This is a genomic window from Pseudomonas sp. Y3 TE3536, from assembly GCF_053629175.1.
This window is the reverse complement of the sequence record NZ_JBRJHU010000001.1, coordinates 3,433,591-3,456,690: the sequence shown is the minus strand read 5'-3', so window position 1 is coordinate 3,456,690 and position 23,100 is coordinate 3,433,591. Positions and strand designations below refer to the sequence as shown.

Sequence of the window (23,100 nt, the reverse complement as noted above, 5' to 3'; positions counted from 1 at the left end):
GCCGCGCCGCCCACCTCCACTCCCTCACCGAGATCGCGCTTCATGAAAACGTCTTCCCCCGGGGCCATCCGCGAATTGCTGGGCCTGCTCAAACCCTACCGCCCGGCGGTCATTGTCTCGGTGCTGCTGGGCATGGTCGGCGGCCTGGCCGTGACCGCGCTGCTGGCCACCGTCAACCAGGGCCTGCATGCCCCCGATGGCATGAGCCAGGGCGTGATCCTGGCCTTCGCCGGCCTGTGCGTGCTGGCGCTGGTGAGCAGCGTGGCCGCCGACAGTGGCACCAACTACGTAGGCCAGAAGGTCATCGCCCGGCTGCGCAAAGACCTCGGCGCCAAGGTGCTGTCGGCGCCGATCGAGCAGATCGAGCGCTACCGCACCCACCGCCTGATCCCGGTGCTGACCCGTGACGTCGACACCATCAGCGACTTCGCCTTCGCCTTCGCCCCGCTGGCCATCTCGCTGACCACCGTGACTGGCTGCCTGGCCTACCTGGCCTGGCTGTCGTGGCCGATCTTCCTCATCACCCTGGTGGCGATCGGCATCGGCAGCGCCGTGCAGTACGTGGCCCGGCAAAAAGGCGTGGCCGGTTTCAACGCCGCCCGCGATGCCGAGGACAACCTGCAAAAGCACTACTCGGCGATTGCCGAAGGCGCCAAAGAGCTGCGCATCGACCGCCGCCGCCGCCATGCCATGCTGACCCGCAACATCCAGGGCACCGCCGACTTCATCGCCAACACCCACATCCGCGCCATCAACATTTTCGTGGCCGCCAAGAGCCTCGGCTCGATGCTGTTCTTCGTGGTCATCGGCCTGACCCTGGCCCTGCAGTCGCTGTGGCCGAGCAACGACCCGGCCGTAATGAGCGGGTTCGTGCTGGTGCTGCTGTACATGAAAGGCCCGCTGGAGACACTGATCGGCAACCTGCCGATTCTCGGCCGCGCGCAAGTGGCGTTCCGCCGCATCGCCGACCTGTCCGAGCGCTTTTCCTCGCCCGAACCGCACCTGCTGCTGGACCAGCCGATCAAGCACACCGCCCCCGGCAGCGCGCACCTGGAGCTGCACAATGTCGAATACGCCTACCCACCGGTGGACGGCAACGAACCCTTCCGCGTCGGGCCGGTGAACCTGAGCATCGCGCCGGGCGAGATCCTGTTCATCGTCGGCGAAAACGGCTGCGGCAAGACCTCGCTGATCAAGCTGCTGCTGGGCCTGTATACCCCGCAACGCGGCGAAGTGCGCCTGAACGGCAAGGCCGTTGACCCGCAGGGGCTGGACGACTATCGCCAGCTGTTCACCACCGTGTTCGCCGACTACTACCTGTTCGAAGACCTGCCCGAGCACGAGCACAGCCTGCCCAGCGATGCCACGCGCTACCTGGAGCGGCTGGAAATCGCCCATAAGGTGAGCGTGCGCGATGGTGCGTTTACCACCACCGACCTTTCCACCGGCCAACGCAAACGCCTGGCGCTGGTCAACGCCTGGCTGGATGGGCGGCCGGTATTGGTGTTTGACGAATGGGCGGCGGACCAGGACCCGACCTTCCGCCGGGTGTTCTACACCGAGCTGCTGCCGGACCTGAAGCGGTTGGGCAAGACCATCATCGTGATCTCGCATGATGACCGCTACTTCGATACGGCGGACAAGGTGGTGCACCTGAGCCGCGGGAAGGTGGTCGAGGCGCTGGAGCCGGCGTGAGGTAGCGCAGCGCGGGCTTGGCTAGGGGCGGTCACGGCAATGACCGCCTTTTTTGTGCGCCCTGATAATGCAGGGGGATAGCCAGGTGGTTGTGATGGTATTTTGCCTTCGATGCTGTGATTTCTGTAATTCCCTCTGTCCCTGGCCTCGCAAGCGTCGCGATAGACGCGATACGGGGTGGGAAAATATAGCAAGCTTCGGAAAAACGCTGACGACTGCCGAAACGCGCCTTGGACGCCTGTCAGTTCCCCCTCAAAATTCACAAAAAACAGTTCAAACCAAATTCAAGCAGACCGCACGCCCGAGGCAGCAATCGACGCTAAATCTAATGGCTACAAACACAGCACCTCGAAAGACGGATCCGTCCTAACTCACCAATAGCCAGAAAACCTATAGATTCTATGAAAAATCCACGAGCACCGGCGGCCCGTCAGCTGCGATGCGCATGACAGGTGACAAAAAAGACCTGACAAAAATACGATTTGGATCAACACCATGATGCTAAAGTTAAACTTTCAAGACACCGTTGATATTACAACCAAAATCTCTGAGCATTTAGCGTTTGACAAGGAGCTCCCACAGAACGTATTCAAATATCGTGATTGTGTTTTCTATTTTATAGAAAGGCCCATGCTGGACAATGACACGGTAATGGCGTCACTTATCGACTCCAGCACCCATCAATTTTGCGCGCCGGTGATCGTCAAATATCTGGGTGAGGCCACTCAAGAGGGTAGCTGCCTTTCCTTCAGTGGAAAGAATACCCTCAATGACCTTGAAGAATTTGAGCATGGCAACAGGACTTTTTTTGACGGCACGCTCGATTACCCGATAGTTCTATGTAGCCGCAACATGGAATGGCTAGCCATTGAAAGCGCATGCGACGAATTGGCGGTAATAGCGGTCAAGCGAGAATTCTTTAATGGCGAGTTCAAAGAGGTGATCCATGATCACTTCATTTCCATTGGCGAACTTGCAGCCATTTCAAAAAAACCTGGGCCCGATGGGACGCTCGCGCAAACCTATCTGAAAAATTTTGGCATCACGCAACAATAAAGACTCCAGCAACACCAAGTGCGAGGGCGCTGCCCCCGCTCCTCTTGTGCCAATCGTTGCGACGGGAGCTGATTAACTGATCGCTAAGGTCCGGGCTGTGCTATCACGCCCGGCCCGGACCTTCCACACACAGCATTACTCAACGCAACACGGCGGGATAATCAGTTAATCAGTGGCTCACCCCTCACTCAATCCAGGCCGTATGAGCTGCAACTGTTGCCGATACTCACCCGTCACCTGGCGGGCCGTGCTGGCATCACTCACCACCTTCGGCGTGATCAGCACGATCAACTCGGTACGGCCATGGCTACGCTGCGTATCGCTGAACAGCCAGCACACCCCAGGTACCCTGCCCAACCAAGGCACACGGCTCTGACTGTCGGCCTCGTTCTGTTTGATCAAGCCCCCCAGCAACACCGTCTGGCCGCTTTGCACCGCTACCTGGGTAGAGACTGCTCGCGTCGAGATACTTGGGTAACCCGTGCAAATATGTGGACCCTGATGGCAAGCAAGCATTGAGTCAGACGCTTAGTAGTTTCTTTGCTCGGTTGCTTAGCGCGCTGACCGGTCGCACCATCACGACAAACTCCAACAACGGCTCAAACCAGGACCTTGGTGGGTTTGAATCTTCATTCAAGCTTGACAATACGCCTTCGTGGGCAGATCAAGACAACACCTCTAGCTGGAAAAACCGCCTGAGCTTCAACGAGGAGCACAATGAGGCATCGGATGATGATTTCGAAATCCCTGATGCGCCGGTTGGAAAGCTGACGGCTCGGGATGATAAATGGTGGAAAAACCAAGGTGTTGATGCACACGAGGAAAAAGCTAACTATGGGGACTCACGGCGAAACCTCGCCATCGACTCCCGCTCTAATGTTTGGACTGTAGATCGGTTCAAATCAACAAACCCCGAATTCCTCGGCCGCTTGAAAGACATGCGAAGGAAATGATAATGCACAACCTCTCATGGGAAAAAGACCTGACCCAAACGCCTGCTGGTCATCAATCCCGCATGCAAGCTTATATCTCCCCTCCAGGGGCACGCCAGCTGGTGAGCGCCTTGATGCACGAGGCCACAACAATCAGCGCAACCTTCTCGGATGAAGCGCTGCTTGTTTTCAAATTAACACTCGGCATTTCAGTATTTGAGAAGAAGACTGGGACGTTCTACGGCCTCTATGCGTCTGACACGGACAGTGATGCCTTGCCCAATTTCTGTATCCGCAAGGCCACATGGAGGATGGCTTTTGGCAATGTAGACAAAGTTCTGGAAAGCCTCGAATCAACGAGTAGCTTCTTCAGAAACTCACAACTGCCACTCGCTCATTCAGCGTTCGTCACAGAGGCCTGCAACGGAATAATTAGAAACATTGAAGTAACCCCCAGAACACCGCCAAGCGAGGACCCTCGAATACTGCGATATTATGCCCTAGAAGGTGACTATTCCCTCAGGGGGGAATACCGTGCATTCGACATGCATTCCGCTTACGTAGAGCAACTTTTTATGCACCTTGAAGCCTTGCATCAATCCACTGAAACACAGGGCAGCATACTTCCTGTACCCGGAACTTTTCGTATTTCCTATACGTTCGACGGGTTCGACTTCTTGAGATAGCACACCCCTAATACACAAGCACTTGCATCCGATTACAGATTTTGGGCCAGAGAGGGCTGCAAAGCAGCCCCAGTGGGTAGAAATCAGATCAACCAGCGATACAACAGATACGCCACCACCACCGCCAACACCGGCCGCAGAATGCGGTAGGCCTTGGGGTTGGCGCGCTTGAACTGCTTCACGTGGCTACTGATCTTGTTGCTGAAACGCTTGCTCCAGGCATACGCCTGGTTGATCCCGCCGACGCGCTCGTCGTCGGTGTTCTGCGGCGCGGTGGCGCGGCCGAGGAAGGCACTGACTTGGCGGTTGATGCGGGTCATCAGCGGGCTGCTCAGCGGGCGTTCGATGTCGCAGAACAGGATCACGCGGGTGACGTCGGTCTCGTTCTTGACCCAGTGCACGTAGGTTTCGTCGAACATCACGTCCTCGCCGTCACGCCAGGCATACACCTGGCCATCGACGTAGATGCGGCAGTCGTCGGAATTGGGCGTGGACAAGCCCAGGTGATAGCGCAACGAGCCGGCGAACGGGTCTCGGTGCGGGTTCAGGTGGCTGCCACCGGGCAGCAAGGCGAACATCGCGCCCTTGACGTTGGGGATGCTGCTGACCAGCTCGACGGTGCGCGGGCACAAGGCCTCGGCCGACGGCAGCGGTTTGTCATACCACTTCAGGTAGAAGCGCTTCCAGCCCTTCTTGAAGAACGAACCGAAGCCGGCGTCGTTGTCTTTTTCAGCTGCGCGAATATAGCCCTCATCGAACAGGCGCATGGCCTCTTCGCGGATTTCCTGCCAGTTGTCCTTCAGCACATCCAGTTCAGGGAAGCGCTGACGGTCCAGGTACGGCTTGGACGGCACGCCAGAAAACAGGTACATCAAGGCGTTATAGGGAGCGAACAGCGCCGAATGGTTGACGAACTGGCGCAACACCGGCAGGCGCGCCTTGCCGCGCAGGTGCACGAACAGCACGCTGCCGAAAAACACCAGCAGGACACCCGCCTTGGCTGCAAAGGAAAAGGTCATGCAACACTCCTTGGAAAGGAAGCAGGCCTGCGCCGCCTGCTGCCGAAAAAATCATCCGGCCATCATAAACCCATCCCGCCCCGGTAAAAACAACCTGGGCGGGATCTCATTCATGAAGATTCTGCAATAAACCGGATTACCGAGTGTTGCGCCTGATCAGAGGACGAGGCGATTACTGCTGGTTTTCCTGCTCGCTGAACATATCGCTGAACAGCATGCTCGACAGGTAACGCTCGCCAGAGTCGGGCAGGATTACGACGATGGTCTTACCCTGCATCTCTGGTTTTTCCGCCAGGCGCACTGCCGCCGCCATCGCTGCGCCACAGGAAATACCGCACAAAATACCCTCTTCCTGCATCAGCCGAATGGCCATGGCCTTGGACTCTTCGTCGGTCACCGTCTCGACCTGGTCGACCATGGAGAGGTCGAGGTTCTTCGGCACAAAGCCCGCGCCAATGCCCTGGATCTTGTGCGGGCTGGGCTTGAGTTCTTCACCGGCCAGGGTCTGGCTGATCAACGGCGAGGCCACCGGCTCCACCGCCACCGAGAGGATCGACTTGCCCTGGGTCTGCTTGATGTAGCGCGAAACGCCGGTGATGGTACCGCCAGTGCCCACACCGGCCACCAGCACATCGACGGCGCCGTCGGTGTCGTTCCAGATCTCCGGGCCGGTGGTCTTTTCATGGATTGCCGGGTTGGCCGGGTTTTCGAACTGGCCTGGCTGGAAGTACTGGGCCGGGTCGGAGTTGACGATTTCGTTGGCCTTCTCGATGGCGCCCTTCATGCCCTTGGCCGGCTCGGTCAGCACCAATTCGGCACCCAAGGCCTTGAGCACTTTGCGCCGCTCCAAGCTCATCGAGGCCGGCATGGTCAGGATCAGCTTGTAGCCACGGGCGGCGGCAACGAACGCCAGGCCAATGCCGGTGTTGCCCGAGGTGGGCTCGACGATGGTCATGCCGGGCTTGAGCTTGCCGCTGCTTTCGGCGTCCCAGACCATGTTCGCGCCGATCCGGCATTTGACCGAGTAGCCCGGGTTGCGCCCTTCGATCTTGGCCAGGATGGTCACCCCACGCGGGGCGATGCGGTTGATCTGCACCAGCGGCGTGTTACCGATGGAATGGGCGTTGTCTGCGTAGATACGGCTCATGGCAGGGGTCCTTGAACATGAAGATGCAGGGAAAGACTTCAAGGGTAAGCCTGCCCCGTTGGCCCGTAAAGCCTGTTCGAACTCCCAGGCGGCGGCTGCGGTCAACCGCACATCCAGCCTAGGAGAACCTTCGATGAAAGGTCGCTACCGCTGGCCGCTGGTCGGCCTGGCCAGCCTGGTCGTGCTGCTGGTGGCCCTGCACCTGGCCCTGCCCTACCTGGTGCGCGACTACCTCAACGACAAGCTGGCCGACATGGGTGACTACCGCGGCCAGGTCGTCGACGTCGACCTGGCCTGGTGGCGCGGCGCTTACCAGATCAACGGCCTGAAGATCGTCAAGACCAGCGGCAAGGTCCCGGTGCCGCTGCTCGATGCGCCCTTGATCGACCTGTCGGTGAGCTGGCACGCGTTGTGGCACGACCGCGCCGTAGTGGCCGAGGTGACCTTCGTGCGGCCAGCGCTGAACTTTGTCGATGGCGGCAGCAAGCAGGCGTCACAGACCGGCCGCGGCACCGATTGGCGCCAACAACTGGAAAAACTGCTGCCGATCACCCTCAACGAAGTGCGCATTGAAGACGGCGTGCTGACCTTTCGCAACTTCACCTCCAAGCCCCCCGTCAACCTCAAGGCGACCCGGCTCGACGCCAGCATTCGTAACCTGACCAACGTGCGCAACGAAAAAGGCCGGCGCGACGCCAGTTTCGACGCCAATGCCGTGTTGTTCGGGGATGCCAAGGTCGAGAGCCGCGCTACCTTCGACCCGTTCAGCGACTTCGACGACTTCGAATTCCGCCTGCGCGCCACCGACTTTCAGTTGCGCAAGCTCAATGACTTTGCCAGCGCTTATGGCAAGTTCGACTTCAATGCCGGGCATGGCGACCTGGTGATCGAAGCCCAGGCTGAGAAGGGCCGGCTTACGGGCTATATCAAGCCGTTGCTGCGCGATGTCGATGTGTTCAACTGGCAGCAGGACGTGCAGAACAAGGACAAGGGCTTTTTCCGCTCGGTGTGGGAGGCGCTGGTGGGGGGCACCGAATCGGTGTTGAAAAACCAGCCGAAAAACCAGTTCGCCACCCGGGTGGAGCTTAGTGGCAGTGTGCACAAGCAGGATGTCAGTGCCTTCGAGGCGTTTTTGCAGATCCTGCGTAATGGCTTTGTCCAGGCGTTCAATGCGCGGTATGAGCAGCCTGCGCCAAAGTCCGACTGAAAGCGCGTGACGGGGCATTCAGGGACTGAATACCCAGTCTGCGTTTGCAGGCGCCGAGCCCCGCGTTATAGTCGGTAACAAATCAAAAATAGGTACTGGCTGTCATGGCCCTATCGCCGGCAAGCCGGCTCCCACAGGGATACCACAGTTCTCAAGGCTTGTGGTGCTCCTGTGGGAGCGGGCTTGCCCCGCGAAAAGGCCGGCACAGCCACCCGCAGAGGACACTCCCATGAAGTTCGAAGGCACCCGCGACTACGTCGCCACAGACGACCTGAAACTGGCGGTAAACGCGGCCATCACCCTCGAACGCCCGCTGCTGGTCAAAGGCGAACCGGGCACTGGCAAGACCATGCTCGCCGAGCAGCTCGCGGCCTCCTTCGGCGCCCGCCTGATCACCTGGCACATCAAGTCCACCACCAAGGCCCACCAGGGCCTCTACGAGTACGATGCGGTCAGCCGCCTGCGCGACTCGCAGTTGGGCACCGAAAAAGTCCACGATGTGCGCAATTACCTGAAAAAGGGCAAGCTCTGGGAAGCCTTCGAGGCTGAGGAGCGGGTCATCCTGCTGATCGACGAAATCGACAAGGCCGACATCGAGTTCCCCAACGACCTGCTGCAAGAACTCGACAAGATGGAGTTCTATGTCTACGAAACCGACGAGACCATCAAGGCCAAGCAGCGCCCGATCATCATCATTACCTCGAACAACGAAAAAGAACTGCCCGACGCCTTCCTGCGCCGCTGCTTCTTCCACTACATCGCCTTCCCCGACCGCGCCACGCTGCAACAGATCGTCGACGTGCACTACCCGAACATCAAGCAATCGCTGGTCAGCGAGGCGTTGGACGTGTTCTTCGACGTGCGCAAGGTGCCGGGCCTGAAGAAAAAGCCCTCCACCTCCGAGCTGGTCGACTGGCTCAAGCTGTTGATGGCCGACAACATCGGCGAAGGGGTGCTGCGTGAGCGTGACCCGACCAAGGCCATCCCGCCCCTGGCGGGCGCCCTGGTGAAGAACGAGCAGGACGTTCAATTGCTCGAGCGCCTGGCGTTCATGAGCCGACGCGGCAACCGCTGAGGGGCCGGCCATGCTGCTCAACCTGTTCAACGAAATGCGCGCGGCCAAGGTGCCGGTGTCGGTACGCGAACTGCTCGACCTGCTCAATGCCCTGCAAAAACGCGTGGTGTTCGCCGACATGGACGAGTTCTACTACCTGGCACGGGCGATCCTGGTGAAGGACGAGCGCCATTTCGACAAATTCGACCGAGCATTCTCGGCCTACTTCAAGGGCCTGGAAAACCTCGACCGCCACCTTGAAGCGCTGATCCCCGAAGACTGGCTGCGCAAGGAATTCGAGCGCTCGCTCACCGATGAAGAACGCGCGCAAATCCAGTCGCTGGGCGGCCTGGACAAGCTGATCGAGGAATTCAAGAAACGCCTCGAAGAGCAAAAGGAACGCCACGCCGGCGGCAACAAGTGGATCGGCACCGGCGGCACCAGCCCATTCGGTTCAGGCGGTTTCAACCCCGAAGGCATCCGCGTGGGCGAGGCTGGCCAGCGCCAGGGCAAGGCGGTGAAGGTGTGGGACCAGCGCGAATACAAGAACCTCGACGACCAGGTCGAGCTGGGCACGCGCAACATCAAGCTGGCCTTGCGCCGGCTGCGCAAGTTTGCCCGTGAAGGCGCTGCCGAAGAGCTGGATATCGACGGCACCATCGACCACACCGCACGCGACGCCGGGTTGCTGAACATCCAGATGCGCCCGGAGCGGCGCAACACCGTCAAGCTGCTGTTGCTGTTCGACATCGGTGGCTCGATGGATGCCCACGTCAAAGTCTGCGAAGAGCTGTTTTCCGCCTGCAAGACCGAGTTCAAGCACCTGGAGTACTACTACTTCCACAACTTCGTGTACGAGTCGGTGTGGAAGAACAACCTACGGCGCACCTCGGAGCGGTTCTCCACCTTCGACCTGCTGCACAAGTACGGCGATGACTACAAAGTGGTGTTCGTCGGCGACGCGGCCATGGCGCCCTATGAGATCACCCAGCCCGGTGGCAGCGTCGAGCACTGGAACGAAGAGGCCGGGTATGTCTGGATGCAGCGCTTCATGGAGAAATTCAAGAAGATCATCTGGATCAACCCGTATCCGAAGCAGGCGTGGGACTACACGGCATCTACGCACCTGGTGCGGGATTTGATCGAGGACAAGATGTACCCACTGACCTTGCAGGGGTTGGAGGATGGGATGCGGTACCTGTCTAAGTGATATCGCTTGCACCGGCCTCTTCGCGGGACAAGCCCGCTCCCACAGGTTCAAGTGCAGTCCAGGTAGGGTGCTGTTCTTAGGGACAGCACCTTACCTGTGGGAGCGGGCTTGTCCCGCGAAGAGGCCGGTAGCTTCACCGCCAACGGTTCAGATAACCCTGCTGTTCCCGCCAAGCCTCCTCCTGCACCACCGCCCTGAACCGCACCCCCGCCCCCGGCATGCACTGCGCCAATTGCGCCAGCGCCAACGGCGTCAACGCCCCCAGCCGCGGATACCCGCCAATGGTCTGCCGATCATTGAGCAGCACGATCGGCTGCCCATCTGGCGGCACCTGCACCGCGCCCAGCGGAATCCCTTCGGAGATCATCGGCGCACCCTGGTAAACCAGCTGTGGCCCAAGCAATCGGATCCCCATGCGGTCTGCTCGGCTGTCCAAAGTCCAGTCACTGTTGAACGCTTCAAACAGGCTCATGCCGCTGAAGTCACCGATCTGCGCGCCCATCACCAGGTCGAGCACAGGCTTCGCCGAATACACGGGCCGCAACGCCCCAGGCACCTCGCGCAAGGCCGGGGATGAACCGGCAAATGTCAGCCCCTGACCTTTGCCAAGCGCGCCCCCTCGCCCATCGATGCCGCCAAGTTCTTCACGTACAACGGTGGCGCAACTGCCCAGCACTGACTCGGCCTGGAACCCGCCAGGCGCAGCAAGATAAGCGCGTACGCCCTGCTTGGGCTGCCTCAACGTCAGCTGCTGGCCCTTGGCCAGGGTAAAGCTGCGCCAAGGCGCCAGGGGCTGATCCTCAACCCGCGCATCCAGGTCGGCGCCCGCCAAGGCCAGGACGCAATCCTGCTCCGCCACCACGCTGAATCCGCCCAACGCCACCTCGATCACTGGCGCCCCCAGCGGGTTGCCCAGCAACCAGTTGGCCCAATTCATCGCCACCCAGTCCAGGGCCCCGCCCTGGGTCACGCCCAAGTGGCGCACGCCAAACCGCCCGGCATCCTGCAATTGGCACAGCGCGGTGCTGGCCTCGATCTTCAACTGCGTCATGCCTGCGCCTCCAGTGGGCTGTCATCCCCCCCCAACGCCCTGAACTCGGCGTGGGAAACCGCCACGAAACGCACCCGGTCACCCGGTTGCAACAAGCTGTAGCCTTCGCGTTCACGGTCGAACAGGCGCACCGGGGTACGCCCGATCAGGTTCCAGCCGCCTGGCGATACCGCCGGGTAAGCGGCGGTCTGGCGCTCGGCGATACCCACGCTGCCCGCCGCCACACGCTTGCGCGGGGTGCTCAGGCGCGGCGATGCCAGCCGCTCGTCCACCAGCCCCATGAAGCCGAAGCCTGGGGCGAAGCCGAGGGCGAATACCGGGTACTCGCGCTCGCTGTGCAGGCGGATCACCGCTTGCTCACTCAGGCCGGTGCGCGCCGCCAATACGGGCAATTCAGGGCCAACACTGGCGTCGTACCACACCGGAATCTCATGCCGACGGCCACCGCTGCCGGTGTCCGGCTGCAGCCCCTCCAGCGCTTGGGTGATCAGCGCCCTCGCCTGCCCAGGCGGCAGATCGAACTGCACCATCAGCGTGGTGTAGGAAGGCACCAAGTCCACCAGGTGCTTCCCGAACGCGGTACTCAAGCGCTGGCTGGCCGCGAGCATCCACGGCATGTTGGCTTCATCGATGGTGTCGAACAGGCGCACCATCAGGCTATCGAAGGCGACCACTTCAATGCGCAATTTCATGCGTGCTCCAGCGCATCGAGGGCCTGGCGGATCTGCCGCACCGCGGCCACTGAACTGTCGTTATCGCCGTGCACGCACAGGGTGCTGGCGCGCAGGCGCAACGCGCTGCCATCGTCCGCAACAAGGGTTTCACCACGGGCCAGGCGCACGGCCTGTTCGACCACAAGCGCCGGGTCATGGTGCACGGCGCCGGGCAGGCGCCGCGAGACCAGGTGGCCACTGGCGGTGTAGGCGCGGTCGGCGAAGGCCTCGAACCACAGCGGCACGCCAATCTTCTCCCCCAGGGCCTGTGCCGCACTGTCGTCGGCAGTGGCCATGAGCATCAACGGCAAGCCGCTGTCATAGGCCGCCACGGCTTCGAGCACCGCGCGCAACTTGAGCGGGTCGGCCATCATGTCGTTGTACAGCGCGCCATGGGGTTTGACGTAGGCCACCCGGCTGCCAAGCACCTTGCAGATGCCGTCCAGCGCACCGATCTGGTAGTGCAGCAGGTCGCGGATTTCCTCAGGGCTGCAGGCCATGGAGCGGCGGCCGAAGCCGACCAGGTCTGGGTAGGCCGGGTGCGCGCCGATGGTCACGCCATGGGCCAGTGCCAACTCCACAGTACGGCGCATGATGCTGGGGTCGCCGGCGTGGTAGCCGCAGGCGATGTTGGCGCAATCGATAAACGGCATCACTTCGGCATCCAGGCCCATGCGCCAGCTGCCAAAACTCTCGCCCATGTCACAATTGAGAAGCAGGCGTTCCACCACACAGACTCCCTTGTCGCTGTTCATAGGCCTACCTTACCGCGCCTGAAGGTGTTTGCCGCGTGTTTCCGGCAGGCTGAGCGCTGCCAGGATTACCACGCCGTACGAGACAGCCGAGAAAACACCAATCCCCAACCCCAGTGGCACCTGTTGGCTGAGCACGCCGATCAGCAAGGGGAACAGTGCGGCGATGACCTTGCCGATGTTGTAGCAAAAGCCCTGCCCCGAGCCACGAATGCGGGTGGGGAACAGTTCGGTCAGGAACGCGCCCATGCCACTGAAGATGCCCGAGGCGAAGAACCCCAGCGGGAAGCCCAGCCACAGCATCACGCCATCGCTGACCGGCACCTGCGTGTACAGCAGCACGATGATGAACGAGCCCACGGCGAACAGGATGAAGTTCTTCTTGCGGCCCAGCAGGTCGGACAGGTACGCGCTGACCACATAGCCGATGTAGGAACCGACGATCACCATCGCCAAATAGCCACCGGTACCCAGCACGCTGAGGCCGCGCTCGTTTTTGAGGAAGGTTGGCAACCACGAGGTGATCGCGTAGTAACCGCCCAGCGCTCCGGTGGTCAGCAAGGATGCACGCACGGTCGTCCAGAGCATGCCGGGGGCGAAGATTTCGTAGAAGTGCGACGGTGCTTCGACCGCCTCAGCCGCCTTGGCCTGGCGGTACACCTCCGGGTCCTTGACCAGGCGGCGCACGAAGATCACGAACACGGCCGGCACCAGCCCCAACAAGAACAGCGCGCGCCAGGCCTGCTCGGCCGGCAGCCAGGAGAACAGCAGCGCGTACAGAATTGCGGTCAAGCCCCAGCCGATGGCCCAACCAGACTGCACCATGCCCACCGCCTTGCCACGGTCCTGGGCGCGGATCACTTCGCCGATCAGCACCGCGCCGGCGGTCCATTCACCGCCAAAACCGAAGCCCATCAGGGTACGGGCAATCAGCAGCTGTTCGTAGTTTTGCGCGAAGCCGCAGAGGAAGGTGAAGAACGCGAACCACAGCACCGTGAGCTGCAAGGTGCGGACCCGGCCAATACGGTCGGAAAGGATGCCGGCGACCCAGCCGCCGATGGCAGACGCGATCAACGTACTGGTATGGATCAGCCCGGCCTCGGCGGTGCTGATGCCCCACAGCATGATCAGCGTGGGGATGACGAAGCTGAGCATCTGCGTGTCCATGCCGTCCAGGCCATAGCCGATCTTGCAGCTCCAGAAGGTGCGTCGTTGCTGCTTGTCGATGTCGCGGTACCAGGCGAAAGGCCCGGTCGAAGAAGGTGAAGCGACCTGCTGCTGCACGCCGGTGGGGTTCATGCTTGCCTCGGCTTGTTGGTATTGTTTTATGGGGCGACCTATTGCGTCGCGGCCTGGGCATCATTGTTCAGAGACCGCGCCGGGTGCGTCCAACGAGAAAAACCGCCGGTCTGGAACAAGAAAAACTGATCATGAACCTACGTTTCCTCGAAACTTTCGTCTGGGTCGCCCGGCTCAAGAGCTTCCGCCTGACCGCAGAAAAGCTGTTCACCACCCAGGCCTCGGTCTCTAGCCGCATCGCCGCGCTGGAAGCCGACCTGGGCGTCAAACTGCTGCTGCGCGACTCGCGCGGCGTCAGCCTGACCCCGGAGGGCAGCAAGGTGCTGGAATACGCCGAGCGCATGCTCGACACCGCCAAGGCCATGAAGCAATCGCTGGACAGCGACCGGGCCAAGATCGGGCGCATTCGCATCGGGGTGATGGACACGGTGATCCATACCTGGATGAGCGCGTTGGTGGCGGCGTTGACCGAGCGCTACCCGCAGGTAGAGATCGAGCTGGTGGCCGATACCGCGCTGAACCTGCGCGAGCAGCTGCAGAAGGGCTTTCTGGATGTGATCCTGCAGACCGACCTGCTGCGTGAACAGTCGATCCGCAGCCTGGACCTGGCGCGTTACCCGATGGGCTGGATCGTGGCCGCAGGCTCGCTCCAGCACCGTGATTACGCCTCGCTGGCGGAACTGGGCCGCGAGCGCATCGTGACCTTTTCGAAAAACTCGAGGCCGCACCAGGAGGTGCTCAGCCTGTTGCAAGGTGCCGGGGTGCAAACACCGCGCTTGAACTGCGTGAACTCGGTGGCAGCGATTACCCGGCTACTGCGCGACGGCTTTGCGGTGGGTGCGCTGCCACCGGCCTTGGTGGATGCGGAGCTAGGCTTGGGGGAATTGGTGCTGCTGGAAGGGCTGCAACCGCCGCCTAGCCTGGAGCTGGTGGTGGCCTGGCAGACTGGGGTGGCATTGGTGGATGAGGTGGTCGAGGTGTGCCGGCAGGTGCTGGAGCGGTATGCGCAGGATGTGGGTGGGAAACGGATTGTGCTGGTCTAGGGATTATCGCTGCCTTTACCGGCCCTTTCGCGGGGCAAGCCCGCTCCCACAGTGATAGTGCAAAGCTTAAATACTGCAAAACTCTTGTGGGAGCGGGCTTGCCCCGCGAAGAGGCCCGCACAGGCACTACATGACTCAGCGCCAGCTTTCCTTCACCACCCGGCGCCGCCCGCCCATGATCACCCAGCCAAGCGCCAGCAACAGGCTCTCGACCACAAAGGCCAGCACAAACCCGGCACCAATGCCCCAGCCAACCGCCTCTGGCACCAGCAGAATCTGGTAGCTGTAGCCCTTGAGCGTTTCTTCACGCATTTGCGGGTCCGGCTGTACCAATACATGCCAGGTACGGCTTACCCACGACCCTTGCAGCGCCTGCCATTCGTTTTCCAGCAGTTCGTTGCGGATCATCAGGCTTTCGATGCTGTTGGCATCACTGTTGAACACCGGGTCATCACTGCTGCGGTAATGCCGCAGCAGCGCCTGGAGGTCGCCATTGAAGAAGCGTTCGGCCGTCTGCTTGAAGCCATCCAGCGCCTGACGCGATTCGAACAGGTGCGCCTCGACCCGCTGGGTGTAGTCATTGACCAGCCCCGGAACCTGGATACCGGCCAGTAGGCCGAAGGTGAACAGCAACAACCGCAGGTAACTTCTGAACATGCAGCGTCCTTAGCTCTGGCCTTGCGAAACGCACTCTCCGTGCCGCCACAGTGCCCACTCGCCCGGCGCGTAACGCGCCCAGGTCTCGTTCTCGGTCAGGGCCTCGGTGGCAATCACCGTGACCACGTCATTGGGGGTCGTTTCGGTGTGAAAATCGACGATCAGGTCGACATCTTTCAACCGTGCCGCACCAAAAGGTGCGCGCCGGGTTATGTGCACCAACTTGGTCGAGCAGAAGCAGAACAACCAGTCGCCGTCACTGAGCATGCAGTTGAACACGCCCTTGCCACGGTAGCCGGCACAGGCTTCGACCAGCACTGGCAGCAGCTGTTCCACGGCTACCGGCTCTGGGAAGGCCGCGCGGATGCGGTTGAGCAGGTCGCAGAAGGCCGCTTCGCTGTCGGTATCGCCCACGGGCCGATAGAAGGTCGCTTCACCCTTGAAATCGCCCAACTGGCCGTTGTGCGCGAAGCACCAGTTGCGGCCCCACATTTCGCGGACGAACGGGTGGGTGTTGGACAGGCACACCTTGCCGACGTTGGCCTGGCGGATGTGGCCAATAACCACTTCGCTTTTGATCGGGTAACGCTGCACCAGGTTGGCGACTTCCGACTCGCTGCTCGCGGCGGGGTCCTGGAACAGGCGCAAGCCGCGCCCTTCGTAGAAGCCGATACCCCAGCCATCACGGTGCGGGCCGGTGCGGCCGCCGCGTTGCATCAGGCCGGTGAAGCTGAAAACGATATCGGTGGGGACGTTGGCACTCATGCCCAGCAGTTCGCACATGCGCGTGTCTCCGATTACAGGCGAGGCTCGACCCGACCGCCGCCCGCAGGCGCGGCAGGGGGTGGATCGTTGCGGTAACGGTCGCGGCGCTCGGCCGCCAGCGGGGCGTCGACCCGGACCTCGTCATCTTCGGCGGCCTGGCGCTTGGCCGCGGCTTCGGCTTGCTCGCGGCGCTCACGGGCACGTTTTTCCAGCGGCCAGCGCACCAGCACGAAGAGCAAGTACAGGCCAAAGGCGATCATGCCGTACATGGCAAAATCGGACACCGCGCGCCAGGCGTTGTTGCCGACCTTGAAGGCCACATCCAGGGCGGTAATGGCGATGGCCGGGGCAAAGCTGTCCTTGACCGGGTCGACGATGGTCGGGGTCAGCAGCAGTACCGCCAGGATCACCCGCAGCGGTTCGCGCAGCCAGCGCCACATCCAACCCGTGAGCTTGAAGCCCACCAACAGGCAGCCCAGGGCGGCAAGGGCGTACAGGCCCCAGGCGAGGGTATAGTCGTTCTCGGTCATGGTGTTCGTGCAAGCCAGGCAAAGAGTTGCCTATGATAAACACTTTTCAGGGCGCAGACAGCGCTTCCCTGTTCAGGCTTGCCCGCGAAGCGGCCTGAACAGGCACCGCAAGCCCTCAGCCAAGGACCCCCGATGCCCACCAAGCCCCAGCCCCCCATCGCCCGTGCAGACCAAGCCGCCGACCCATACGCCTGGCTGCAACAGCGCGACGCGCCCGAGGTGCTCGAATACCTGCAGGCCGAGAACAGCTACCAGGAGGCCTGCCTGGCCGACCAGGCCCCCCTGCGCGAACAGCTGTTCGAGGAAATCAAAGGCCGCATCCAGGAAACCGACCTGTCGCTGCCTTCTCCTTGGGGCCCGTACCTGTACTACACCCGCACCACCGCCGGCGACGAATACCCGCGCCATTACCGCTGCCCGCGCCCGGCTGACGACTCCAACACGGTGGATGAAAGCCGCGAACAGCTGCTGCTCGACCCCAACGCACTGGCCAACGGCGGCTTCCTGTCACTGGGGGCGTTCAACGTCAGCCCCGACCATCGCCTGCTGGCCTACAGCCTCGACACCAGCGGCGACGAGATCTACACCCTGTACGTCAAGGACCTGGGCGACGGCAGCATCACCACCCTGCCCTTCGAGGACTGCGACGGCAGCCTGACTTGGGCCAATGACAGCCAGACACTGTTCTTCGCCGAACTGGATGACACCCACCGCCCTTGGCGCCTGCGTCGTCACACCCTGGGTAGCAGCGGCGCGCCAACCGTGTTCGAAGAGCCCGACGGCCGCTTCTTCCTGCATTGTTACCGCACCAGCTCCGAACGCCAGTTGGTACTGCTGCTGAACAGCAAGACCACCAGCGAGGCCTGGGTACTTGATGCCGAAACGCCGCAGCTGCCGTTCACCTGCCTGGCGCCACGGGTTGAAGACCATGAGTACTTCCCGGACCACGGCCAGCTCGATGGCGAGTGGCGCTGGTTCATCCGCACCAACCAGGACGGCATCAACTTCGCCCTGTACCACGCCCCAGCCAATGACGTACCGACCCGTGATCGCTGGCAGTTGCTGGTAGCGCACAGCGACGAGGTGATGCTGGAAGGCCTAAGCCTCAACGCAGGGGCATTGACCCTGAGCCTGCGCGAAGGTGGCCTGCCGATCATCGAAGTACGCCCCCAGGGCCTGGCGGCTTACCGTGTCGAATTGCCGGATGCTGCCTACAGCCTTTACGTGCAGGACAGCCTTGAGTTCGTCAGCACCCGCGTACGCCTGCGCTACGAAGCGCTCAACCGCCCGGCCCAGGTGCGGCAGCTGGAGCTGGCCACCGGTGCACAGGCGGTGCTCAAGCAAACCCCGGTGCTGGGTGCGTTCGATGCCGACGACTATGTCAGCCAGCGCCTGTGGGCCACCGCCCAGGACGGCACACAGGTGCCGATCAGCCTGGTGCGCCGCCGCGAAGACCTGGGCAAGACCGTGCCGCTGTACCTGTATGGCTACGGCGCCTATGGCGAAAGCCTCGACCCGTGGTTCTCGCATGCCCGCCTGAGCCTGCTGCAGCGCGGCGTGGCCTTTGCCATTGCCCACGTGCGCGGTGGTGGCGAGTTGGGTGAAGCCTGGTACCGGGCCGGCAAGCAGGCACACAAGCTAAACAGTTTCACCGACTTCATCGCCTGTGCCGAGCACCTGATCGCCGAAGGCGTGACCTCGCCCGAGCGCCTGGCCATCAGCGGCGGCAGCGCGGGTGGGTTGTTGATGGGCGCTGTGCTCAACCTGCGCCCCGAGTTGTTCCGCTGCGCGATTGCCGAAGTACCTTTCGTCGACGTGCTCAACACCATGCTCGACCCCGACCTGCCGCTGACCGTCACCGAGTACGACGAATGGGGCAACCCGCAAGAGCCCGAGGTGTATGAGCGCATCAAGGCCTATGCACCGTACGAGAACGTAACAGCCCAGGCCTACCCCGCCATGCTGGTGGTGGCCGGGTACAACGACAGCCGCGTGCAGTATTGGGAGGCTGCCAAGTGGGTCGCGCGCCTGCGCACGCGCAAGACCGATGACAACTTGCTGCTGCTCAAGACTGAAATGGGGGCTGGGCATGGCGGCATGAGTGGGCGGTACCAGGGGCTCAAGGATGTGGCGCTGGAGTATGCCTTTGTGTTTGGCGAGTTGGGGGTGGTGTAGCCTTCAGGCGTATGGCGCTGGGGACATAGAGCCTTTGAGATCGAGCGCCGCCCGCGCGGCGCTTCGCAGCACAAGGCTGCTCCCACATCTGTTTCGGGCCAGTGAGGCCTGTGATATAGGCGCGCGGGCGGCGCCCGATCTTCGCAACACCGCACATTTCACGACAATCGCCTCCCACCCAAAACCATCACTTCAATCCTCCTCCACCTGCACCTTCGGCGGCTCTGGCCGCAAGCCTGGCAATGGCTGGTCCTTCGGCGGCCCAGGCACCGGCATTGGCGGCAACAACGGTGCGCCAGGCTGGCTGTCATAAGCCTTCGGCGGCGTACTCGGGGTGATCTGCGGATAGGGCGTGGGCGTGGGCGTGCCGGGGGCGCCGGGCACGGGTGTATTGAGCCGGGGTGGCGCGCTGGCGGCTTCGGCCATGGGCAGGCCAGCCAGGAGCAACGCGGTGAGGATCGCATGCAACATCAGCAACCTCCTGTCGGGAACCTTCCTACAGGCTACGCCTAAATGGAAGCTTTCGCCTGTCCGCCTGGCCTGCAAGCGCGCTAGACTCAGTGGCATAACCGTCATTTGCCTGATCAGAACAAAGGAAACACCATGAGCTCGGCCTCTACCTCCGCCGCCACCGCACGCCTCGACCGCATCCTTGCCGACGCCAAGCGCGACAAAGAGATGGGCTACCGCGACAAGGCCCTGAAAATGTACCCGCACGTGTGCGGCCGCTGCGCCCGCGAGTTTGCCGGCAAGCGCCTGAGCGAGCTGACCGTGCACCACCGTGACCACAACCACGACAACAACCCGCAGGACGGATCGAACTGGGAGTTGCTGTGCCTGTACTGCCACGACAACGAACACTCGCGCTACACCGACCAGCAGTATTTCAGCGAAGGCTCGACCAGCACCCCGAGCATCGCCAAGGCTACCCATAACCCGTTTGCCGGGCTGGCTGGCCTGCTGAAAAAAGACTGACCATCGACACAGCCCCCGCTGCGGCCGGCGAGCCCGTATAATCGCGCTTTTTTTGCGAAGGGCCCCGGCACGTGGCAAACAAACGATACAGCTGCATCGGCCTGTTCAACCCCAAGTCGGCGGAAAACGTCGGCTCGGTGATGCGCGCAGCGGGTTGCTACGGCGTCAACTCGGTGTTCTACACCGGCAAACGGTATGAGCGCGCCCGCGACTTCGTCACCGACACCAAACGTGTGCACTACGACATCCCGCTGATCGGCATCGACGACCTGCAGCGCATCATTCCGCTGGGCTGCACGCCGGTGGCGGTAGAGCTGGTCGACGGCGCACGGCCGCTGCCCGAGTACACCCACCCGGATCGCGCCATCTACATTTTCGGGCCAGAAGACGGCAGCCTCGATGCGGATGTGCGGGGGTGGTGTGAAGAGACCATCTACATCCCGACCCAGGGCTGCATGAACCTGGCGGCGACAGTGAATGTGGTGCTGTATGACCGGATGGCCAAAGGGCTGAATACCCGGTCGGGGCCCAAGTTCAAGTAAAAAAGCCGCCTCTAAGGGTGCCTGTACCGGCCTCTTCGCAGCACAAGGCTGCTCCTACAGGTCGGTACAGGCATCACCAGAGGCGGCCAGGTGCTGAGCTCCGTCAGAACAGCACCGTCCTGCAGTCAGCTCACGAAGCGTTGATCCAGATGGTCTTCAACTCCGTGTACTGATCGTGCGCCCAGATGGACTTGTCGCGCCCACCAAAGCCGGACTCTTTGTAGCCGCCGAACGGCGTCGAAGCATCGCCTTCGCCGAAGCAGTTGACCGTGACCACACCCGCGCGGATTTCCCGCGACAAGCGCAGGGCATTGCGCAGGCTGCCGGTGTAGGCCGAAGCCGCCAGGCCGTAGATGGTGTCGTTAGCCAGCTCGATCGCTTGGTCAATGGTTTCGAAGCTGGTCACGCTCAGCACCGGCCCGAAGATTTCCTCGACGAACAACCGATTGTCAGGCGTCACCCCGTCAACGATGGTCGGTTGCACGAACACGCCCTGCTCGGTTTCACCGCCCTGCACCACGTTGAGATTCTGCTCGGCGGCATATTCCAGGTAAGACTTCACCTTCTCGAAGTGCGCTTTGCTGACCATCGCCCCCAAGCGGTTTTCCGGGTCCAGCGGGTCGCCCAGCTTCCAGTCCTTCAAGTGCTTGCCGATCAGCGTCAGCAGCTCGTCCTTGACGTCCTTGTGCACGATCAGGCGCGAGGACGCGGAGCAGTTTTCGCCCATGTTCCAGAACGCACCGGCGGTAACGAACTGGGCCACTTCGTCCAGGTCTTCACAGTCGTTCATCACCACGGCCGGGTTCTTGCCACCCAGCTCCAGCACGATGCGCTTGAGGTTCGACTCGGCGGCGTATTTCAGGAACAGGCGGCCGGTGTCGGTGGAACCGGTGAAGCTGACCATCGGGATGTCCATGTGGCGGCCGATGGCTTCGCCCACTTCACGGCCACCGCCTGGCACCAGGTTGAACACACCCGCCGGTACGCCGGCCTGATGCGCCAGCTCGGCCACGCGCAGGGCGCTGAGGGTGGTTTCCTTGGCCGGCTTGACCACGATCGAGCAACCGGCCGCCAGCGACGGGGCAATCTTCCAGGCCAGCATCAGCAGCGGGAAGTTCCACGGCAGCACCAGGCCGACTACACCGATGGCTTCACGCACCACCATGGTCACGGCCGCATTGCCGGTGGGGGCGGTGTTGTCGTAGATCTTGTCGATCAGCTCGGCGTGCCAGCGAAGGGTGTGGATGGTTTCCGGCACGTCGACGTTCTGGCATTCGCTGACCGGCTTGCCGCTGTCCAGTGCCTCCAAAACCGCCAGTTCGTGGCTGTTGTCTTCCAGCAGCTGGGCGAACTTCAGCAAGATGTGCTTGCGCTCAGCGGGTTGCAGTTTCGACCACGAGCCGTCTTCGAAGACACGCTTGGCCGCCGCCACGGCAACGTCGACATCCTGCACGTCGCAGGCGGCGACTTCGGCCAGCTGTTTGCCAGTGGCCGGGTTGGTGGTGACGAAGGTGCGGCCCGAGACGGCATCGCGGAACTCACCGTCGATGAACGCCTGGGTGCGCAGTTGCAGGTCGGCGGCGATGGCCGCGTACTGTTCCTTGCTCAGCAATTCAGCCATGGTCAGGCACCTCCGGTGATCTGGGCGATGTTGCGCTTGAGTTCAGTGACCACGCGCTCGAGTGCCTGCTTCTCGGCGGCATCCAGGTCGTACAGCGGCTTGCGCACGCCACCGGTACTCAGGCCGTTCAGCGCGCAGCCGTACTTGATCGACTGGACGAACTTGCCACCTTCGAGGAAGTCCATCAGCGGCATCATGGCGGCCATGATGCGGCGGCCTTTGGCGAAGTCCTTCTCGATCACGCAGGCCTCGAACAGGGCCACGTGCTCACGCGGGATGAAGTTGGAACCGGCGCAAACCCAGCTCTGCGCGCCCCAGGCGAAGAACTCCAGGGCCTGGTCGTCCCAGCCGCACGACAGCTGGATGTTCGGGCGCTGGATGGCCAGGCGGTGCAACTGGGCCACGTCGCCCGAGCTCTCCTTGATGGCGACGATGTTTTTCACATCGGCGACCGCATCGAAGAATTCCTCGCCCATGCCCACACTCATGCGGCCTGGGTAGTTGTAGAGCATGATCGGCAGGCCGGCAGCCGCGTCGACCGCTTTGACGTGCAGGGCGATTTCCTGTTGGGTCGGCAGCGCGTACGGCGGCGTGCCCACCAACAGCGCGTCGGCCTTGATTTCCTTGGCGTGCTTGGCGAAGGCCACGGAGTCTTCGGTGCGGATCGCGCCGGTGCCGATGATCAGCGGCAGGCGGCCATTGAGCACGTCCTTGGCCTGGGCGGCCAGTTCGATGCGCTCTTGCGCGGTATGGGCGTAGTACTCGCCGGTGGAGCCACCGATGATCACGCCGTGGATTTTCGATTCGACCAGGTAGTCGAGTACTTCGGCGAACGCCGCCTTGTCGATCGAGCCGTCCGCAGCCAGCGGAGTGATTGCCGGGGTGTAGATGCCTTCGAATTTCACGGTAGGTTCTCCAGTGCGTTGTTCAGGGGTGTAGAAGCCACAGCGGTTCTACGCTGCGGCGGCTTT

Annotated in this window: 23 protein-coding genes and 1 pseudogene; 11 read left to right on the top strand and 13 right to left on the bottom strand. The window is 62.0% G+C overall.

Annotated elements, in window-relative coordinates:
* Positions 1–42 precede the first annotated feature (42 nt).
* Both AB7M33_RS15705 and AB7M33_RS15700 read left to right on the top strand, forming a co-directional pair.
* Positions 43–1,695, top strand: coding sequence for a cyclic peptide export ABC transporter (locus tag AB7M33_RS15705; RefSeq protein ID WP_238215939.1), 1,653 nt, complete (start codon positions 43–45; stop codon positions 1,693–1,695).
* Positions 1,696–2,325: 630 nt separating this feature from the next.
* On the top strand, positions 2,326–2,751 hold the full coding sequence (locus tag AB7M33_RS15700) for a hypothetical protein (RefSeq protein ID WP_454243090.1): 426 nt from the start codon (positions 2,326–2,328) through the stop codon (positions 2,749–2,751).
* A gap of 177 nt (positions 2,752–2,928) precedes the next feature.
* Here AB7M33_RS15700 and AB7M33_RS15695 read toward each other — a convergent pair.
* Positions 2,929–3,231 (bottom strand): annotated as a pseudogene (locus AB7M33_RS15695) (type II secretion system protein GspD); the annotation flags it as partial.
* Between the two features lie 35 nt (positions 3,232–3,266).
* On the opposite strand from AB7M33_RS15695, the gene AB7M33_RS15690 reads away from it, so the two are divergent.
* Together AB7M33_RS15690 and AB7M33_RS15685 are read left to right on the top strand one after the other, a co-directional pair.
* Positions 3,267–3,704 carry a hypothetical protein gene (locus tag AB7M33_RS15690; RefSeq protein ID WP_265968503.1) on the top strand — a complete coding sequence of 146 codons (438 nt, stop codon included), beginning with the start codon at positions 3,267–3,269 and terminating at the stop codon, positions 3,702–3,704.
* A 2-nt stretch (positions 3,705–3,706) separates the two neighbouring features.
* Positions 3,707–4,369 carry a hypothetical protein gene (locus tag AB7M33_RS15685; protein WP_454243089.1) on the top strand — a complete coding sequence of 221 codons (663 nt, stop codon included), beginning with the start codon at positions 3,707–3,709 and terminating at the stop codon, positions 4,367–4,369.
* Positions 4,370–4,452: 83 nt separating this feature from the next.
* On the opposite strand, the gene AB7M33_RS15680 is transcribed toward AB7M33_RS15685, so the two are convergent.
* Together AB7M33_RS15680 and cysK are read right to left on the bottom strand one after the other, a co-directional pair.
* Positions 4,453–5,388, bottom strand: coding sequence for an aspartyl/asparaginyl beta-hydroxylase domain-containing protein (locus AB7M33_RS15680; protein ID WP_238215933.1), 936 nt, complete (start codon positions 5,386–5,388; stop codon positions 4,453–4,455).
* A 172-nt stretch (positions 5,389–5,560) separates the two neighbouring features.
* Positions 5,561–6,535, bottom strand: coding sequence for a cysteine synthase A (cysK, locus tag AB7M33_RS15675; RefSeq protein WP_027594589.1), 975 nt, complete (start codon positions 6,533–6,535; stop codon positions 5,561–5,563).
* Positions 6,536–6,668: 133 nt separating this feature from the next.
* Here cysK and AB7M33_RS15670 point away from each other — a divergent pair, with 133 nt between their 5' ends.
* The 3 genes from AB7M33_RS15670 (at position 6,669) to AB7M33_RS15660 (ending at position 10,006) form a co-directional block, all read left to right on the top strand.
* Complete coding sequence (locus AB7M33_RS15670; protein ID WP_454243088.1) at positions 6,669–7,742, top strand: DUF748 domain-containing protein; 1,074 nt, start codon at positions 6,669–6,671, stop codon at positions 7,740–7,742.
* 229 nt (positions 7,743–7,971) lie between these two features.
* Positions 7,972–8,817 (top strand): AAA family ATPase, encoded by an 846-nt coding sequence (locus AB7M33_RS15665; RefSeq protein WP_454243087.1) that lies wholly within the window; start codon positions 7,972–7,974, stop codon positions 8,815–8,817.
* Positions 8,818–8,827: 10 nt separating this feature from the next.
* On the top strand, positions 8,828–10,006 hold the full coding sequence (locus AB7M33_RS15660) for a vWA domain-containing protein (protein ID WP_265968506.1): 1,179 nt from the start codon (positions 8,828–8,830) through the stop codon (positions 10,004–10,006).
* A 133-nt stretch (positions 10,007–10,139) separates the two neighbouring features.
* Here AB7M33_RS15660 and AB7M33_RS15655 read toward each other — a convergent pair whose 3' ends face one another.
* Genes AB7M33_RS15655 through AB7M33_RS15640 form a run of 4 tightly spaced genes read right to left on the bottom strand, consistent with a single transcriptional unit; the run spans position 10,140 to position 13,821 of the window.
* Positions 10,140–11,057 (bottom strand): 5-oxoprolinase subunit C family protein, encoded by a 918-nt coding sequence (locus AB7M33_RS15655; protein ID WP_454243086.1) that lies wholly within the window; start codon positions 11,055–11,057, stop codon positions 10,140–10,142.
* Positions 11,054–11,749 carry a 5-oxoprolinase subunit PxpB gene (gene pxpB, locus AB7M33_RS15650; RefSeq protein WP_454243085.1) on the bottom strand — a complete coding sequence of 232 codons (696 nt, stop codon included), beginning with the start codon at positions 11,747–11,749 and terminating at the stop codon, positions 11,054–11,056. Before pxpB ends, AB7M33_RS15655 begins: the two co-directional genes overlap by 4 nt.
* Positions 11,746–12,525 (bottom strand): 5-oxoprolinase subunit PxpA, encoded by a 780-nt coding sequence (locus AB7M33_RS15645; protein WP_454243084.1) that lies wholly within the window; start codon positions 12,523–12,525, stop codon positions 11,746–11,748. Before AB7M33_RS15645 ends, pxpB begins: the two co-directional genes overlap by 4 nt.
* Positions 12,526–12,534: 9 nt before the next feature.
* The gene (locus AB7M33_RS15640; protein WP_027594598.1) at positions 12,535–13,821 is read right to left on the bottom strand and encodes an MFS transporter; all 1,287 of its coding nucleotides are present in this window, start codon (positions 13,819–13,821) and stop codon (positions 12,535–12,537) included.
* 131 nt (positions 13,822–13,952) lie between these two features.
* On the opposite strand from AB7M33_RS15640, the gene AB7M33_RS15635 reads away from it, so the two are divergent.
* Positions 13,953–14,864, top strand: coding sequence for a LysR family transcriptional regulator (locus AB7M33_RS15635; protein ID WP_454243083.1), 912 nt, complete (start codon positions 13,953–13,955; stop codon positions 14,862–14,864).
* 135 nt (positions 14,865–14,999) lie between these two features.
* On the opposite strand, the gene AB7M33_RS15630 is transcribed toward AB7M33_RS15635, so the two are convergent.
* From AB7M33_RS15630 to AB7M33_RS15620, 3 genes are read right to left on the bottom strand one after another with little or no spacing between them, the layout of a single operon-like run.
* On the bottom strand, positions 15,000–15,521 hold the full coding sequence (locus tag AB7M33_RS15630) for a DUF2937 family protein (RefSeq protein WP_027594600.1): 522 nt from the start codon (positions 15,519–15,521) through the stop codon (positions 15,000–15,002).
* Between the two features lie 9 nt (positions 15,522–15,530).
* Positions 15,531–16,304, bottom strand: a complete 774-nt coding sequence (locus tag AB7M33_RS15625; protein ID WP_027594601.1) for a class II glutamine amidotransferase — start codon at positions 16,302–16,304, stop codon at positions 15,531–15,533.
* 14 nt (positions 16,305–16,318) lie between these two features.
* Positions 16,319–16,816 carry a hypothetical protein gene (locus tag AB7M33_RS15620; RefSeq protein WP_027594602.1) on the bottom strand — a complete coding sequence of 166 codons (498 nt, stop codon included), beginning with the start codon at positions 16,814–16,816 and terminating at the stop codon, positions 16,319–16,321.
* Between the two features lie 132 nt (positions 16,817–16,948).
* On the opposite strand from AB7M33_RS15620, the gene AB7M33_RS15615 reads away from it, so the two are divergent.
* Complete coding sequence (locus AB7M33_RS15615; RefSeq protein ID WP_454243082.1) at positions 16,949–18,991, top strand: S9 family peptidase; 2,043 nt, start codon at positions 16,949–16,951, stop codon at positions 18,989–18,991.
* Positions 18,992–19,183: 192 nt separating this feature from the next.
* On the opposite strand, the gene AB7M33_RS15610 is transcribed toward AB7M33_RS15615, so the two are convergent.
* The gene (locus tag AB7M33_RS15610) at positions 19,184–19,462 is read right to left on the bottom strand and encodes a hypothetical protein (RefSeq protein ID WP_186680926.1); all 279 of its coding nucleotides are present in this window, start codon (positions 19,460–19,462) and stop codon (positions 19,184–19,186) included.
* Positions 19,463–19,594: 132 nt separating this feature from the next.
* Here AB7M33_RS15610 and AB7M33_RS15605 point away from each other — a divergent pair, with 132 nt between their 5' ends.
* Positions 19,595–19,966, top strand: coding sequence for a YajD family HNH nuclease (locus AB7M33_RS15605; RefSeq protein ID WP_027594605.1), 372 nt, complete (start codon positions 19,595–19,597; stop codon positions 19,964–19,966).
* 71 nt (positions 19,967–20,037) lie between these two features.
* Complete coding sequence (locus AB7M33_RS15600) at positions 20,038–20,508, top strand: RNA methyltransferase (RefSeq protein WP_027594606.1); 471 nt, start codon at positions 20,038–20,040, stop codon at positions 20,506–20,508.
* 130 nt (positions 20,509–20,638) lie between these two features.
* On the opposite strand, the gene AB7M33_RS15595 is transcribed toward AB7M33_RS15600, so the two are convergent.
* On the bottom strand, positions 20,639–22,129 hold the full coding sequence (locus AB7M33_RS15595) for an aldehyde dehydrogenase (RefSeq protein WP_454243081.1): 1,491 nt from the start codon (positions 22,127–22,129) through the stop codon (positions 20,639–20,641).
* A 2-nt stretch (positions 22,130–22,131) separates the two neighbouring features.
* A complete protein-coding gene (locus tag AB7M33_RS15590) occupies positions 22,132–23,034 on the bottom strand; it encodes a dihydrodipicolinate synthase family protein (RefSeq protein ID WP_265968513.1) in 903 nt (300 codons plus the stop codon).
* Positions 23,035–23,100: the final 66 nt, after the last annotated feature.

What these genes read in the sequence shown, in the direction of transcription:
- AB7M33_RS15705 (WP_238215939.1), top strand. Translation starts at nt 43, where the DNA reads ATGAAAACGTCTTCCCCCGGGGCCATCCGCGAATTGCTGGGCCTGCTC.
- AB7M33_RS15610 (WP_186680926.1), bottom strand. Translation starts at nt 19,462, where the DNA reads ATGTTGCATGCGATCCTCACCGCGTTGCTCCTGGCTGGCCTGCCCATG.
- AB7M33_RS15655 (WP_454243086.1), bottom strand. Translation starts at nt 11,057, where the DNA reads ATGACGCAGTTGAAGATCGAGGCCAGCACCGCGCTGTGCCAATTGCAG.
- AB7M33_RS15635 (WP_454243083.1), top strand. Translation starts at nt 13,953, where the DNA reads ATGAACCTACGTTTCCTCGAAACTTTCGTCTGGGTCGCCCGGCTCAAG.
- AB7M33_RS15615 (WP_454243082.1), top strand. Translation starts at nt 16,949, where the DNA reads ATGCCCACCAAGCCCCAGCCCCCCATCGCCCGTGCAGACCAAGCCGCC.
- cysK (WP_027594589.1), bottom strand. Translation starts at nt 6,535, where the DNA reads ATGAGCCGTATCTACGCAGACAACGCCCATTCCATCGGTAACACGCCG.
- AB7M33_RS15645 (WP_454243084.1), bottom strand. Translation starts at nt 12,525, where the DNA reads ATGAACAGCGACAAGGGAGTCTGTGTGGTGGAACGCCTGCTTCTCAAT.
- AB7M33_RS15665 (WP_454243087.1), top strand. Translation starts at nt 7,972, where the DNA reads ATGAAGTTCGAAGGCACCCGCGACTACGTCGCCACAGACGACCTGAAA.
- AB7M33_RS15625 (WP_027594601.1), bottom strand. Translation starts at nt 16,304, where the DNA reads ATGTGCGAACTGCTGGGCATGAGTGCCAACGTCCCCACCGATATCGTT.
- AB7M33_RS15660 (WP_265968506.1), top strand. Translation starts at nt 8,828, where the DNA reads ATGCTGCTCAACCTGTTCAACGAAATGCGCGCGGCCAAGGTGCCGGTG.
- AB7M33_RS15685 (WP_454243089.1), top strand. Translation starts at nt 3,707, where the DNA reads ATGCACAACCTCTCATGGGAAAAAGACCTGACCCAAACGCCTGCTGGT.
- AB7M33_RS15620 (WP_027594602.1), bottom strand. Translation starts at nt 16,816, where the DNA reads ATGACCGAGAACGACTATACCCTCGCCTGGGGCCTGTACGCCCTTGCC.
- AB7M33_RS15670 (WP_454243088.1), top strand. Translation starts at nt 6,669, where the DNA reads ATGAAAGGTCGCTACCGCTGGCCGCTGGTCGGCCTGGCCAGCCTGGTC.
- AB7M33_RS15605 (WP_027594605.1), top strand. Translation starts at nt 19,595, where the DNA reads ATGAGCTCGGCCTCTACCTCCGCCGCCACCGCACGCCTCGACCGCATC.
- AB7M33_RS15680 (WP_238215933.1), bottom strand. Translation starts at nt 5,388, where the DNA reads ATGACCTTTTCCTTTGCAGCCAAGGCGGGTGTCCTGCTGGTGTTTTTC.
- AB7M33_RS15595 (WP_454243081.1), bottom strand. Translation starts at nt 22,129, where the DNA reads ATGGCTGAATTGCTGAGCAAGGAACAGTACGCGGCCATCGCCGCCGAC.
- pxpB (WP_454243085.1), bottom strand. Translation starts at nt 11,749, where the DNA reads ATGAAATTGCGCATTGAAGTGGTCGCCTTCGATAGCCTGATGGTGCGC.
- AB7M33_RS15630 (WP_027594600.1), bottom strand. Translation starts at nt 15,521, where the DNA reads ATGTTCAGAAGTTACCTGCGGTTGTTGCTGTTCACCTTCGGCCTACTG.
- AB7M33_RS15640 (WP_027594598.1), bottom strand. Translation starts at nt 13,821, where the DNA reads ATGAACCCCACCGGCGTGCAGCAGCAGGTCGCTTCACCTTCTTCGACC.
- AB7M33_RS15700 (WP_454243090.1), top strand. Translation starts at nt 2,326, where the DNA reads ATGCTGGACAATGACACGGTAATGGCGTCACTTATCGACTCCAGCACC.